The following is a 13014-nucleotide window of genomic DNA, read 5'->3' on the forward strand; positions in this document are numbered from 1 at the left end:
CGAACAAATGAACCAAGCTGATTCTGCGTCTTGAAAAGCTAGATTAAAAAAGCTCAATCAACAGAAAGACTTTCTCCTGAGACTGAATTAGATACAGCGTTTCTGATCAAGAACTGTAACCTAATTTGGTATTAACGACCGACTCCTGAAAACGAAAACTTTTGATCTCAGACTAAATCCGGTTATTAAAGACCGATTATCTATTCCTCCTTTTGCCTCTTGCATGAGTGCCTGTCCTGATATGTAGGGTTTGCTGAAAAAGTTTTTCGGTGGGGGTAGCGTGTGGGGTGTGGGGTGTAGGGTTTTACCGATTTTCATCTGCTCAATTACCTAATTTTCAGGGAAAAAGTCCCGGAATTTTCCCCCTGATCACTCCCAGACGAGGCACTTGTGGATTTCAAAAAGGTCTAAAAGTTTTATCCAACAAGGTTTTTAGATTTATTCAGCCAGCTCTATGTAGCCCATACTCAACGGATTTAGTCTTATACCAAATCCGTTTTTAATAGTGTGATTAACTCTCAAGTTATGAATTGTTTCTCCCTGCTCCGGTGTTCCGGTGCTCCCTTCTCCCCACACTCCACACCCCACTTTCCTATACCTTTTCAAAACAGGATTTAGTCTTAGATGCGATCGCCTCGATCGCTCCTTCCCAGGGCTTGACATAAATCCCGCGATAATGTTATGATAAGAAACTGGCTTAAGCCAAAGACAGCAGGTGCGAAACAGCTTAAATACCCTGCCGAGGTCAAAGCGAGAAAACAGCAGCCAAAAAGACTAAAGAGAGATATTTTCTGTCTTGGTCGTGCCTGAACTGGATTCTCTCCACTCAACCCCGGCGCTACAAGGGGTTATTTTTGCGCCTGTCTGTGGAACCGGTCCCCCGCATACAGGAGGTGAACAAGGGATGGGGAGAAGCAGAGAAAGCAAGGGAGTAATTCTAGAAGAATTAAAAACCTCTCTGAGGGAAGCTCAATTAACGATGGTCATCGACTATCAAGGTTTAACCGTCGCCGAAATCAGCAATCTACGCCGCAAATTGCGCCCCACGGGAACGATTTGTAAAGTCACCAAAAATACTTTGATGGGATTGGCGATCGCTGAGGATAGTGGCTGGGAACCGATGAAAAGCCTTTTATCGGGAACATCCGCCTTTCTGCTCGTAAAAGAGGATATCGGTGGAGCTTTCAAGGCCTATCAAGAGTTCAAAAAAGAAAGCAAAAAAACCGAATTGCGCGGCGGTGTCCTCAAAGAAGGGACCAAAGGTCAACTGTTAACAGAAGATCAGATCAAAGCGATCGCCGATTTACCGTCGAAAGAACAGTTAATCGCTCAGGCCGCTGGAGCAATCAACGCCATTGCCACCAAACTGGCCCGCAGCATCAACGAAGTTCCCGCATCTTTGGCCCGCGCCGTCGATGCCGTGGCCCGTCAAGAAGAAAAAGAAGCGGCTTAACACCGCACCAATCAATCACTTAAAACAATTAGGAGTCTAACCCATGTCTGCTGTAGCTGAAATCTTAGAAAAACTCAAAACCCTGACCCTCTTGGAAGCTGCGGAATTAGTCAAAGGTATCGAAGAAACCTTTGGAGTTAGCGCCGCCGCTCCGGCCGGTGGCATAATTATGGCTGCCCCCGGGGCTGCTCCCGCGGCTGCGGCTGAAGCTGTGGAAGAACAAACCGAATTTAACGTCGTTCTTGAAGAAGTTCCCGCCGACAAGAAAATTGCTATCCTTAAGGTAGTGCGCGAATTGACTGGTTTAGGACTCAAAGAAGCGAAAGACCTAGTAGAAGCCGCTCCCAAAGCGGTTAAAGAAGGCACCAACAAAGATGATGCCGCCGCCGTCAAGAAAAAACTGGAAGATGCCGGGGCAAAAGTTAGCGTTAAATAGATCGCCACTGATTCTGGGGATGTAATCTACATCCCCAGACAAGCCGAAAAGCTCATTTCCTGATACTATAGGATTGTCATAGCAATCTTGTAGGATGTCCAACCATGGAAAGCGTCGCTTACATTTTGGTTTTAACTATGGCCTTGGCGGTAATTTTCTTCGCCATCGCCTTCCGGGAACCTCCCCGGATTCAAAAGTAAATTTCTTAACTCCGTTTAACTTAATAATTTTCTTCCCTGAGCCGCCCGCTTGTCAAAAGCAGGTTAGCGGCTCTGGTTTTCGTATTTAAAGGCTTAAATTAAAGGTTCCCCTCACCGAGCGCCTCCTATGCAGTGTCCTAATTGTCAGCATACCGATAGTCGCGTTTTAGAGTCCCGTTCCTCCGAAAACGGTCAGAGCATTCGTCGTCGTCGTGAATGCTTACAGTGTAAATATCGCTTCACCACCTACGAGCGCATCGAATTCGTGCCGATCACGGTGATTAAAAAAGATGGTAAACGGGAATCTTTTGATCGCTGCAAACTGCTGCGCGGTATCGTCCGCGCCTGCGAAAAAACCGGCATTCCCCCCTCAAGATTAGAGGCGATCGTCAATGATATCGAATCCCGTCTACAGCAAGACTCAAAACGGGAGGTAACAAGTCAGGAGATCGGTCAATTAGTCCTAGAATACCTCCGGCAAGAATCGGAAGTGGCCTATGTGCGCTTTGCTTCGGTTTACGGCAATTTTCAGGGAATTAGAGACTTTATCGCCGCTTTAGCGCTGCTGCAATCCTCCGAAATCGAACGCGCTCATCCTTCTTGGTCTCAAGTGGAAGAAGCCAGCGTGATCACCTCATCTTAAATAGTCCCCGATTCAGTTATAATTAGGATCCCTTGTGCTATTTAAAGCCCAAGCTCTGGTTAGATTCTTAAGAGTCATTCTTGAGGCGGATTGCCTGCAAGAAAGCCGGATGCGGCAGTTCATCCCCTAGGCCCTGCCTAGGAACTAAATTGGGAGGCATCTCCTTTATTTAGAAACTGTACATCACATAGGAGGAAAAACCTACGGAAATTCCGAGGCCCAAACAACGTACATGACCACCCAAAAAACCGCAAACAAAAACATAGGCTTTACCCATGAAGATTTTGCCGCCCTTCTAGACAAATACGATTATCATTTCAGTCCGGGAGATGTTGTCGCCGGGACTGTTTTCAGCATGGAACCCCGGGGAGCGCTCATCGATATCGGTGCTAAAACCGCCGCTTTTATCCCCGTGCAGGAAATGTCGATCAACCGCGTCGATAATCCCGAAGAAGTTTTACAACCTAACGAAACCAGGGAATTTTTCATCCTTACCGACGAGAATGAAGATGGACAGCTAACCCTGTCGATCCGTCGCATTGAATATATGCGCGCTTGGGAACGGGTGCGTCAATTGCAAAAAGAAGATGCTACCGTGCGATCAAATGTTTTTGCCACTAACCGTGGTGGGGCATTAGTCAGGATTGAAGGTCTCCGCGGCTTTATCCCCGGTTCTCACATTAGCACCAGAGAGGCGAAAGAGGATTTAGTTGGTCAGGAATTGCCCTTAAAGTTTTTAGAAGTGGATGAGGATCGCAACCGTCTGGTTTTAAGTCATCGTCGCGCTTTAGTGGAACGCAAGATGAACGGTTTAGCCGTGGGACAGGTGGTAATCGGTTCCGTGCGCGGAATCAAGCCCTACGGTGCTTTCATCGATATCGGTGGAGTCAGTGGTTTACTGCATATTTCCGAAATCTCTCACGATCACATCGACACCCCCCACACGGTTTTCAATGTCAATGATGAGTTAAAAGTGATGATTATCGATCTCGATGCCGAAAGAGGTCGCATTTCCCTCTCGACTAAACAATTAGAACCCGAACCGGGAGATATGCTGAAAAATCGCCCGTTAGTGTTTGAAAAAGCGGAAGAAATGGCGATTAAATACCGAGAAAAACGTCTAGCGGAAGCGGAAGGCCGCACTGTCTCGGAAGTAGTCGCAGAAATCGAAGTTCCTCCCGCCTTGGAGGAGGAAGATTTAGTTCTCGCTGCCACCGAGGAGTAGGTCAGTTATCAGTTATCAGTTATCAGTCGTCAGTTATCAGATTTGAGTTTTAAGTGTACACCTACTAAAAACCTGTTGGTATCTAATAATATCTTATTAGACTAACAGTTTTGGGGCATCGGTGACTCCCCGTGAGTTTGACTGTTTGAAAAAACTACTGGTAGAGAAGCAGATTTGACTTTCCAGCCTTTGCTGGGGGGAGATTCCCCCCTTCTAGTTCGGGAAACTGCTAATTGCAGTGCCTCTAGGACTTTCGCTGGTTCAAACATTTGGTGTCGGGAGATATTCTGTTCACTCAAGAGCTTACAGAGTTTCCCCCATTGACCCCATGATTGCACTAAACCATCCTCTGGTGATTCAGTACAAATCCCTATTATTGGCCAATAAGAGCGAGGTATCTTCTCACAGAACCCTAATGCTCGTCTGGCAATCACCATGGCCGCAGAAAAAGCTGAATTGAGTCCCTATTTAGCCATATATTTCACCATCCCAATAACCGATGTGGCAAAAGGATTGTTGAAAATGACTTCTATCCCATATTTTTCGGCTCTAGCGACTAAAAACGCTCTAAATTTATCATAAACAAAGCCACTAAGCATCCGATTATACTTTTTCGGAGAATGTCTTAACGTAGCTTTCTTTTGACTAAAATCTAAGTCTTCACAAGCGATGGGACATTGAAAAGTTTCAGCTATTCTGACAATTTCAGCCACAATGTTCCTTAAAGAGGCTTCAACTTGTCCCGTCGTTCCTGTGGGAATCTCCCAAGAAAATAAGGTTTTCTTTCCTTCTTGTGAATGTAAGTTTCCATCTCTTTTAACATAAACAAGGTCAATAGATTGAGCATTTAAGTCAATCCCTAGACACCCATTTCTTTGATGAGAAATATAAGGAATTGCTGGCCCATAAGTGGATAAATGAATGTACCATTGATTCTCTTTATGTTCTCTTCTAAAAATCTGAACCGTAACAGGTTTATTAGATTCTAAGGCATAAAGCAAATCATGTTTGCGTCGTCCATTGACAACAAAATCTAAAGTTATTTTTGTCCCATAAATTTCTTGATAACAACGAGGAACTGTAATAGTAACAGTGAAAATATCATCTTCTTCTTGGTGCGCGTGCTGGTTCCGAGGTTCCCTCGGAACAGTTCGCTCCGCTTGATGATGAATTTTCGTGACCGGATTATTGCCATCCACTGACCCTTTACCGATACTATAAAAATTGCCTCCTCTATGAAGTCTCCAATCTTCTAACCATTCTTCATGATTAGCATAGCCATTGATTTCTAGATGATATTGAGCCTTAAATAACTTCTTTGACCCCCAACAAATGTGAAGTCTGTCTGTTGCCTTTAAATCAGAAAGTTCCTGTTTCTTTCGTTGTAATCTTTCTAGTTTAGATTTGACCCCTAATAATCTCTTGTTAAAGTTTCTTCCATTCGCCGTAGTCGGATTTTGATAAGCCTTCTCTAGAACTTCTAAATTTTCTCTAACTTTCCTAAATCCTGCTTTTAAATCTGTTTCAAGAAGTTCTATGTGATTGGCTTTAGCTGTGGTTAATTGGTCAAACACTGAACTAGCATTTATCGCTAAACTATCAGCCCATGCCCATTGAATATCAAATTGGGTTTGATAGTTTTTCTCTATCTCATCCTCAGATAACCCTTTTTGTCTATCATTTAAAGCGCGGCGTAAAAGACTTTGATAATCCTTTCCCCAATCTTCTAGAAAGGGATGATATTCTATCTTACTTTCAATCCCTATTAATCTTTGATAGCTCGGTCTATCGGTCTTTTTTTTTGACCGACTTATCCGGGTTAACTTAGCTTTTAAGGATTTCTTTTTAGCCATTTTTCTGAGATTAGCCACCCTAAGTAGTCGTGCAAAATTAATTTCCTAGTGGGACTTAAACGCTAAATAAAGATCAAATCGAGTATAATTGTTAAAGAGTAAGCACTTTACGTTGAAAGATCAGCGATGAAAGAGACAACCCCAGCTAACCCCACCAACAAACTTTTTCAGCAAGCCCTAAATAGAAGTTTCCTACTGTCTTTTCACTGATTACTGTTTACTGATCACTGATCACTGAAACGTCTCCCAACCGCTCATTTAATTGAAATCCTGAAAACCGACACTGCTGGCAACTCCTGTAATTCCGGTCATCTCCTCACTACTGTTGGCATCGAGGAAACGATCCAAGTGATCAAAAGTGGTTCCGTAGGTAATAGTGTTATCGTCGTATCCTTTCAGACTGACGGTATGTTGATTAAAAGCTTGGTGGAGATGGGGTAAACCGATGAGATAACTGTAGGTAGTTACTCCGATGGCTAAATCCCTACCCATTTCTTTAGTAGCCGACTCTAAACGAAAAGCGGCGTTGACCGTATCGCCGATCGCCGTATAATCTGGATGTTCACCGCTGCCAGTATTGCCCACCATGGCATAACCGGTATTCACTCCCGCACCGATACGTAATTTAAAGGGTAAGGGATATTCTTCGCTTAAGGCGCGGGTCATCTTGTATATTTGCGTAATTGCTTGGAAAATTTGCAAGATATCGTCTTGATTGACTTCCTGTTGGCCGTGAAACCAGATGGCCATGATCGCATCACCAATATATTTATCTACCCAACTGCCGGAACTGCGGATAATACTCCCGGCATGGCGAAACCAATTGCCAATCAGAGAAGAAAGCACTTTTTCGTCTAATTGCCTCGTTAAAGCCGTAAAATTTCGCATATCCACCACCATCACCGATGTTAAGCGACGTTCATGGAGGGCGGAGGTGGGGGTATCCCATTCTAAATTGCGCGGTTGCTTGCCTATATTAGTGGGAGTAGGACGATAGAACTGCACTTCGGTTTTGCCAAAGGTGATCCGATCTTTGTCATGGATAGTCCCGGGAATGGCTACCCTTCTGCCATTAACAAAAGTTCCATTGCGACTACCGAGATCGATCAGATAAAAATCTCCTGTTTCCGTGGATTGTAAAATAGCGTGATTGCGAGAGATACAGTGATCTTTAATCACGATATCGTTGTCTTTGCCCCGTCCGATTGTCCAGTAAGGTCTCCCCACGAGAGGGAAAAAACGCTGTCCCTTCTCGGTATGGAGTAGTAAATAAGGATTTTGTCCTAGTATATCCACGGGTAGATCAGCTGCAATAGATAGATGGCAGTAACTACATATCATATAGCGAATATTCCGCAGCTCTTCCGATGTTTTTATCTATTTTTACATTCCCCCAAGATGCCAAGATGTTTTTCCGAAAAACCTTGATTGTGGAAACTACTATTGAGAACATTTTCAATAATTGATTTTTTCTGAGAAAAGCAATTACAATTATTAACCTTAATAAAAATCGATCATTGTAGCTATAACCCTTGCTGGGAATGTGTTGGGAGCAATGTATTGGCAAAACTCATCAATTGAATGTTAATAAGTTTAGCTAGGAAAACCCTTAGGCCAGAGAAGCGGTAATCCAAAATAAACCATCGACTAAAATTGTACTCAATACGGCTCCGCTAAATGCCCACCAATGGCATACCCGTTTTTGCAAAGGATAGATACCGAGCGCTAGGAGCAGGTTGAGCAGCACGATCGCCCAACTGATGCCCCAGGGGGTCTGAATTTGGGCCAAGGCGTTATGAAATATCGGCGATACTAGGTTGGGAGCTAGTTCCACGGTCATTAATTGTCGCCAGTAGGGAATTAGTCCCGTTAGATAGAAATATACATCGGTGATAGCGGTTCCTAACAAAGAACCAAGATAGAAAAGATTGCCCACTTTGCGGCGACCTTTGCATAATCCCCAGAGAACAAAGGGCAGCCCGATCGCTTCCATGGGAATATGGATCAAGGGTTCCCAACGCCACCAACCCCAGTATAGAGAACCTGCTAACCAACTCCAACTAAAGCCCAAAAGTAAATCTCCCCAAAGACTGATTTTTGCTTGTTTGAGCAGCCAAATCCCTAACCCCACCCAGAAAACGGTTAAACCTAGGCTAATTTCGGGATAGTAGCGCACTAGGGGCGCTTGCAGGAACACGGGGACTGATACCAGAAATGCTGCTGTCCAAAAGACGGATTGACATTTTTCCCAGTTAGGGACTAGGGGTTTCAGGCGATCGGGATTGCTGGGGACTAGGGTAGAGTTGAGCAAAGGATTTCAGAATTGTTACAAAACTTCACTTATATTAAGATACATCATTCTCTCTCTACTATATCCCCCCTAGGGGGATTTGGGGAAATTTAAAAATTGTTTTTGGCAATGCGCTATCCTGTTAGAATCGAAACGACAGCAGCGATCGAGGAGTGCAAAAAATATGGCAGCGGGCCATGAAGAAAATCCGAGAATGCCCCTAGATAAAGTTATTTTTGTCATTGCTTGCGTCTATCTAGGTTGGGTGGTGGCATGGCTAATCAGTCAAAAAAATGCGCCTGTCTCTCAAAATGGCACGATTTCCCAGGAAGAGCAAAAATTTATCGCCTATCTGCAATCATCCCTGGCTATTATCGATCGCCAAGGTCAAACTTCATCCCCCGATCCTGATCCTGATCCCCAAAATAACCCTTCTCCGGTAGCCAGGGTTCCACCACCACCCCCCGCTAATTTACCGGTTAATAATACTCCCCAGATCATAGAAAGAATTTACGTTCCCGTTTATCCCCAAACCCCTGAAACTGCTGCCAAAATTGCCCCGGTTACACCCGCAAATCCCGACATTTCCGCGCCACCATTACCGGCTGCCCCCCAAGTGAATCGGCCGTTGGCAGCGGTTATTCCCACTAATAATCAGGTGAAAAATACCCTGGTGGGGGTGATGGATTTAGGCGATCGATCTTCAGCTTTATTTGATAATAAGGGGATAACTATCCGTATTTCTCCGGGGGAATTTATCAACGGTTGGACTTTAGTGGAAGTTGGTAGTCAACAGGTTATTTTGTCTCGCAACGGGCAAGCGAAAGTCTTAGAAGTGGGACAATCTTTTTAGGGTGAACTACCCGCTGGGCGAGATTGTCGGGGCTTCTGAACTCACGGGGGAATGCCTGAAGATAGACTTACGCCCACCTGGCGGATTTGGTATGATAGAGACAATTAGAACAGGTTTGAGAACTAGGAAAAAATCTATCAATCTCCATCAATAAAACACCTGATTGACAAACATCTTGTTAACGAAGAAAATAAACTGTAGCGGTAATAATACTCAGAATTACCACAGTCCAGCGCAGATAACTAGGAGAGATAATTCTAGCTAGTTTTCCCCCCAATAAACCCCCAATTAAAGAGCCAATTGCTACCACTATCGCCGCCGACCAATATACCTGATTAGAAAAGAGAAAAAACCAAGATGCCGCCACGTTAACCACCAAAGAAAGCAACTGTTTTAAAGCATTTAATCTCGTGAGATTATCCTTGAGAAATAAGCCCAAAATTGCCAACTCGATCACACCTAAACCCGCTCCAAAATAACCACCATAAATTGAAGCGAGAGTGATGGGTAAAAACGCCCAAATTTCCGGTATATTGCCCTTTTTGTCCCCCTGTCGCCGCTGCAACCAAGAGCGTAAAGTATCTTGAAAAGCCAATAAAGCCGCCGCTAAAAGAATCAGAAAAGGAATCAGGCGGTCAAACACTTGATCGCTGCTATTTAACAGCAAAATACCACCGATAATGCCGCCAATAACTGCCGATGGTAGCAATAACTGAATCCGTTTTTGTTGCCCGTGCAGGTCTTTTTTTTGGGCGAGAGTTGCCCCCAGATAACCCGGGCATAAAGCGACGGTATTAGTCACATTTGCCATTACCGGTGGGATACCCACCGCCATCAGCGTCGGAAAAGTAATCAGACTACCGCCACCGGCAAGAGCATTAATTAAGCCGGCAGCCACCGCAGCAATTGCCAAGAAGCCATACTGAATAGGCGTGAGCATTTAGGCGTTAGGAATAGTAATTAGGGCTAAATCAATTTTTTCCTCATCAACTTGCTTAATTTCGGCTCTAATTCCTGGGCCAAAGTATCTTTCGATTTTTTCCTGTTTTGCCAGCCACTTTTCTAGGGGTAAAAGGGGCGATTCAAATTCTAGGGTGAGACAATAGGCGGAATCAACAGCAGTTTCACGAATTGCCACTAAAGTCGGTCTTTCCTCGTCCGTGGGGCTTAATCCCAGCTTTTCTAGGGCTTCATCCAGATGCACTTCCTGTCCGTAGCGATAGCGGGTGACATCCTTGCGAAGTTTGGTTTGGGTGACAGTAGCCTGTTGTTGGCGCAATTGCAAGATTTCGGGGCTAGTGGGTTGACTGAAGGGTATAGGTTTGATTTCTGAAGCTTTTAGGGCTAAACCTCCCAATAATAACGGTAATCCGTAGAAAAACCCCGCTAAATTGACCGTGGCGTTACCTTGGGCATAACCGATAATCCCGATAACCGTTAAAATACTGCCTAAAATTAAGCCAAAGTATGATAGTCTAATTTTCCTGAGCATGAAATAATTTTTTTCTTGAGTACGCTAATCCTTTAGAGATTATACAACTCCAAAGAATCTTTTTTGCAGATGGGCAGTGGGGAGATTTTTCCGTTATCAGTCATCAGTCATCAGTCATCAGTCATCAGTGAAAAGAAAACAACGAACTTGACACTTAATAAGTAAGTAATCTCAATTAACTGTTAGATAGTGGGACAGGCTTCTGGTTTTTTGTATTTTATCTTTAATTGTAACCAGCTACTTAGTTGATGATAGGTGGTGCGTTAGGACGGATTGTTACCTTCAAGTCAAAACAGGAATTTTTGCCGTCTAACGCACCCTAGGTTTTACTTAGTTGATGATAGGTGGTGCGTTAGGACGGATTGTTACCTTCAAGTCAAAACAGGAATTTTTGCCGTCTAACGCACCCTACGTTTTACTATTGCCTATGTACTCGCAATTTCTCAATTAATTGAGATAACTTCTGGTCAGAAGCGGCAGTAATAAAGTCTAATTTAAACTTTTGTCCCTGACTGAGATATTCTGCATAACTAGACAGAAGAAAAGGACGAAACTTTTCATTATCAGCAATATAAACTTCAAAAAAAGCCACCAATAAAGCTCCCGCATAATTCTCGATTAAATTTTGATCGGGTAAAGTGATATTGACCACAGACTCGAGGGTTTTTTGCATTCCTGCATCCAATTCTGTAAAATTTACATGAGCTTGTCCCTCCACCATGGCCAGATATTTATCCGGCGTTTTTAACCAAGTAAAAGGAATGGCCTGTTCAAAAATCGGATTAGCTGCTGGGTCATAACTTCCTGAACCCAAGAGGACAGGAATCGAGATTTTACTTAAACCTTTTTCCCCAAAAATACTGCGGTTAACGGGATTAGCTGCAAAGACAGCCGTGACTCGTTCATCGCGAAAATTATAGACCTGTCTAGGCAATTCTAGGGCGCGACATTCCAGTAAAATAGCGATATTAATCCCGGAGTAAGGACGATTACAATCTTGGGCGAGATTATCAAAATCAATTTGTGCGCCGGCAACAGCTAGAGATGTATAACCCCCAAAGGAATGACCCGCTACTCCCACATTAGTTAGGTTAAGTTTACCTTGAAATTGACTAGCATTTCGTCTGGCTAATTCATCGATGACAAAGCTAATATCTTTGGGTCGATTAATAAACTCATTGCCGTCAAAAATATTGCGATAATACCCCCCTAACATTCCTTGTAGGTATTGGGTATCACTGCCGGGGTGTTGCGGTGCCGCTACTAAAAATCCGTAGGAAGCTAGATGTTCAATTGCTTGGGCATAATCTTCTGGTCGCGAGGCTAATCCGTGGGAAAAAATAATTACAGGTGTTTTACCGTCTCGGAAAGTTTGCGGGATATAAACATTCACATATAAACTGCGATTGCGACTGCTATCGGTTAGGTTCCAAACTTCTTTTTTTACCTGAAAGCTACCGCGCTGACGCAAATCGGGTAAACTGGCATAATTAATCGCTGGTTTAACGGCAGCGGCTTCCTCGGCTGTCCAGAGGCGCATATCTTTGATAAATATTTCCGCCACATAAACCGCATAATCGATGGTTTTAGCTAATCCGAGGATTTCTTCCCCCTGTAACTGTATATTATTGGGGAATTTTTTCAGGACATTTAAAAGGGTTAATCCCCCCGGATCAAAAGCGGCACTAACAATCGCACCCCGCAGGGCATATTTACCATTAATTCCCCCTTCAATGGTGATGCCTTTGCCCAAACGATAGAGCATATCAGCACCCATCACACTATTAAAAAAACGAGATAGTAAAATAGGATCGATGTCAATCTTTGTTAATAAAGCCTCACGAAACTTCTCTCTTGCTTCGGGAGTTGTTCTGGCAAGAAATCTTTTTAAATTAGCATCAATCTTTCCTTCTTTAGCAAAGGTTTCTAGGGATGCTACCGATACAGAAAAGACGAGGGGAGTATAGACAAATTCAATTTCTTCAGCGGCTTTTAGGGGTAAAGCGGTCATACTGGCGGCGAAAAGACCTAGGAGAAAAGCTCGCAGCCGACGGGTGGAATTATTTCTGGGAAAACGATTTTGTAAACGGGGGATAATCATGGGATTTTTAGTTAGGGTAGATGACAATAAGTGAACTACTCTCAAGGTCGTTGAGAGCTTCCTATTTCACGGGGGATTGCCTCAAGACGGACTTACGCCCAGATTTTGGTCTTATATCCCCTCTATAGGCAGTATCGCGCTTTTCCTAACGACAATATCCGTAATCTTTCATCTCGAATATTTATTGCCGCATTTATGTCACGATCATGGATTGTTTTGCAATGCACACAAGTCCATATTCTAACATCAAGGGATAAACTACCCACTTGATTCAGACAGACATGACAAGTTTTAGAACTAGGGAAAAACCTATCAACTTCGATATAGGTTTTTCCTTGCCATTCTGCCTTGTATTTGAGCATTGTACAAAACATTCCCCAACTACAATCACTAATAGCCTTAGCTAAATTATGATTGCGTACCATGGCTTTAACATTGAGATTTTCTACCGCAATAACTTGGTTTTCG

General features: G+C 43.7%; 14 protein-coding genes, 1 pseudogene and 1 other annotated feature. Of the genes and pseudogenes, 7 read left to right on the forward strand and 8 right to left on the reverse strand.

The window, feature by feature from the left end; translation table 11 throughout:
* Positions 1–120: 120 nt before the first annotated feature.
* A complete protein-coding gene (locus O9300_RS18075) occupies positions 121–318 on the reverse strand; it encodes a hypothetical protein (protein WP_287973148.1) in 198 nt (65 codons plus the stop codon).
* Between the two features lie 212 nt (positions 319–530).
* Between O9300_RS18075 and O9300_RS18080 the strand changes: the two genes are divergently transcribed.
* From O9300_RS18080 to O9300_RS18105, 6 genes are all read left to right on the forward strand, one after another.
* Positions 531–665, forward strand: a complete 135-nt coding sequence (locus O9300_RS18080) for a hypothetical protein (RefSeq protein ID WP_287973150.1) — start codon at positions 531–533, stop codon at positions 663–665.
* A 19-nt stretch (positions 666–684) separates the two neighbouring features.
* Positions 685–802: a sequence feature (ribosomal protein L10 leader region), on the forward strand.
* Positions 803–904: 102 nt separating this feature from the next.
* Entirely contained in the window at positions 905–1453 is a 549-nt protein-coding gene (rplJ, locus tag O9300_RS18085) for a 50S ribosomal protein L10 (RefSeq protein WP_002781109.1), read from the forward strand.
* 43 nt (positions 1454–1496) lie between these two features.
* Positions 1497–1889, forward strand: coding sequence for a 50S ribosomal protein L7/L12 (rplL, locus tag O9300_RS18090; RefSeq protein ID WP_004162771.1), 393 nt, complete (start codon positions 1497–1499; stop codon positions 1887–1889).
* 104 nt (positions 1890–1993) lie between these two features.
* A complete protein-coding gene (locus O9300_RS18095) occupies positions 1994–2089 on the forward strand; it encodes a photosystem II reaction center protein T (protein WP_071823417.1) in 96 nt (31 codons plus the stop codon).
* Positions 2090–2216: 127 nt separating this feature from the next.
* Complete coding sequence (gene nrdR / locus O9300_RS18100; RefSeq protein WP_002757126.1) at positions 2217–2732, forward strand: transcriptional regulator NrdR; 516 nt, start codon at positions 2217–2219, stop codon at positions 2730–2732.
* Between the two features lie 232 nt (positions 2733–2964).
* Positions 2965–3957, forward strand: a complete 993-nt coding sequence (locus O9300_RS18105) for a 30S ribosomal protein S1 (RefSeq protein ID WP_002781113.1) — start codon at positions 2965–2967, stop codon at positions 3955–3957.
* 464 nt (positions 3958–4421) lie between these two features.
* Here O9300_RS18105 and O9300_RS18110 read toward each other — a convergent pair whose 3' ends face one another.
* From O9300_RS18110 to O9300_RS18120, 3 genes are all read right to left on the reverse strand, one after another.
* Positions 4422–5810: an IS200/IS605 family accessory protein TnpB-related protein gene (locus O9300_RS18110; protein WP_287973152.1), complete on the reverse strand. Its 1389-nt coding sequence runs from the start codon at positions 5808–5810 to the stop codon at positions 4422–4424.
* Between the two features lie 258 nt (positions 5811–6068).
* A complete protein-coding gene (locus O9300_RS18115; protein WP_502846403.1) occupies positions 6069–7106 on the reverse strand; it encodes an adenylate/guanylate cyclase domain-containing protein in 1038 nt (345 codons plus the stop codon).
* Between the two features lie 313 nt (positions 7107–7419).
* Complete coding sequence (locus O9300_RS18120) at positions 7420–8121, reverse strand: DUF3120 domain-containing protein (RefSeq protein ID WP_287973155.1); 702 nt, start codon at positions 8119–8121, stop codon at positions 7420–7422.
* Positions 8122–8284: 163 nt separating this feature from the next.
* Here O9300_RS18120 and O9300_RS18125 point away from each other — a divergent pair, with 163 nt between their 5' ends.
* A complete protein-coding gene (locus O9300_RS18125; protein ID WP_287973157.1) occupies positions 8285–8953 on the forward strand; it encodes a hypothetical protein in 669 nt (222 codons plus the stop codon).
* A gap of 178 nt (positions 8954–9131) precedes the next feature.
* Here O9300_RS18125 and O9300_RS18130 read toward each other — a convergent pair whose 3' ends face one another.
* From O9300_RS18130 to O9300_RS18145, 4 genes and pseudogenes are all read right to left on the reverse strand, one after another.
* Positions 9132–9893 (reverse strand): sulfite exporter TauE/SafE family protein, encoded by a 762-nt coding sequence (locus O9300_RS18130; RefSeq protein WP_190723199.1) that lies wholly within the window; start codon positions 9891–9893, stop codon positions 9132–9134.
* On the reverse strand, positions 9894–10445 hold the full coding sequence (locus O9300_RS18135; protein ID WP_061432027.1) for a DUF2854 domain-containing protein: 552 nt from the start codon (positions 10443–10445) through the stop codon (positions 9894–9896). It lies immediately after the preceding gene.
* Positions 10446–10863: 418 nt separating this feature from the next.
* Positions 10864–12546: an alpha/beta hydrolase gene (locus O9300_RS18140; RefSeq protein WP_287973159.1), complete on the reverse strand. Its 1683-nt coding sequence runs from the start codon at positions 12544–12546 to the stop codon at positions 10864–10866.
* A gap of 61 nt (positions 12547–12607) precedes the next feature.
* Positions 12608–13014, reverse strand: a pseudogene (locus O9300_RS18145) (RNA-guided endonuclease TnpB family protein); the annotation flags it as partial.

The sequence above is a fragment of the Microcystis sp. LE19-195.1E genome (assembly GCF_027532095.1).
GTDB classification, from domain to species: domain Bacteria; phylum Cyanobacteriota; class Cyanobacteriia; order Cyanobacteriales; family Microcystaceae; genus Microcystis; species Microcystis aeruginosa.

Coding starts and splice junctions, on each gene's coding strand:
- O9300_RS18075 (WP_287973148.1), bottom strand. CDS start 318: ATGAAAATCGGTAAAACCCTACACCCCACACCCCACACGCTACCCCCA.
- rplJ (WP_002781109.1), top strand. CDS start 905: ATGGGGAGAAGCAGAGAAAGCAAGGGAGTAATTCTAGAAGAATTAAAA.
- rplL (WP_004162771.1), top strand. CDS start 1,497: ATGTCTGCTGTAGCTGAAATCTTAGAAAAACTCAAAACCCTGACCCTC.
- O9300_RS18095 (WP_071823417.1), top strand. CDS start 1,994: ATGGAAAGCGTCGCTTACATTTTGGTTTTAACTATGGCCTTGGCGGTA.
- nrdR (WP_002757126.1), top strand. CDS start 2,217: ATGCAGTGTCCTAATTGTCAGCATACCGATAGTCGCGTTTTAGAGTCC.
- O9300_RS18105 (WP_002781113.1), top strand. CDS start 2,965: ATGACCACCCAAAAAACCGCAAACAAAAACATAGGCTTTACCCATGAA.
- O9300_RS18110 (WP_287973152.1), bottom strand. CDS start 5,810: ATGGCTAAAAAGAAATCCTTAAAAGCTAAGTTAACCCGGATAAGTCGG.
- O9300_RS18125 (WP_287973157.1), top strand. CDS start 8,285: ATGGCAGCGGGCCATGAAGAAAATCCGAGAATGCCCCTAGATAAAGTT.
- O9300_RS18130 (WP_190723199.1), bottom strand. CDS start 9,893: ATGCTCACGCCTATTCAGTATGGCTTCTTGGCAATTGCTGCGGTGGCT.
- O9300_RS18135 (WP_061432027.1), bottom strand. CDS start 10,445: ATGCTCAGGAAAATTAGACTATCATACTTTGGCTTAATTTTAGGCAGT.
- O9300_RS18140 (WP_287973159.1), bottom strand. CDS start 12,546: ATGATTATCCCCCGTTTACAAAATCGTTTTCCCAGAAATAATTCCACC.